The sequence below is a fragment of the Robertmurraya korlensis genome, from assembly GCF_023715225.1.
In the GTDB taxonomy this organism is placed as follows: domain Bacteria; phylum Bacillota; class Bacilli; order Bacillales; family Cytobacillaceae; genus Robertmurraya_A.
Genome location: NZ_JAMBNS010000170.1, coordinates 1 through 260 on the forward strand (window position 1 = coordinate 1; position 260 = coordinate 260).

General features: G+C 38.8%; 1 rRNA gene. It reads right to left on the bottom strand.

Annotated elements, in window-relative coordinates:
• Positions 1–106, bottom strand: a 23S ribosomal RNA gene (locus M3175_RS24720); the annotation flags it as partial.
• Positions 107–260 lie beyond the last annotated feature (154 nt).

The following is a 260-nucleotide window of genomic DNA, read 5'->3' on the forward strand; positions in this document are numbered from 1 at the left end:
CGGATCAAAGCTTACTTACAGCTCCCCGAAGCATATCGGTGTTAGTCCCGTCCTTCATCGGCTCCTAGTGCCAAGGCATCCACCGTGCGCCCTTTCTAACTTAACCTACGGTTAAAAAGTTTCTCTATATTAAATAGAGAGAAAACTAAAATGGCGATTACTCGGTATTTCTTTTTTGCCTTCTTCATATTACATTATCTAGTTTTCAAAGAACGATTATCATAGAGAGATTGCTCTCTCAAAACTAAACAAATCATATC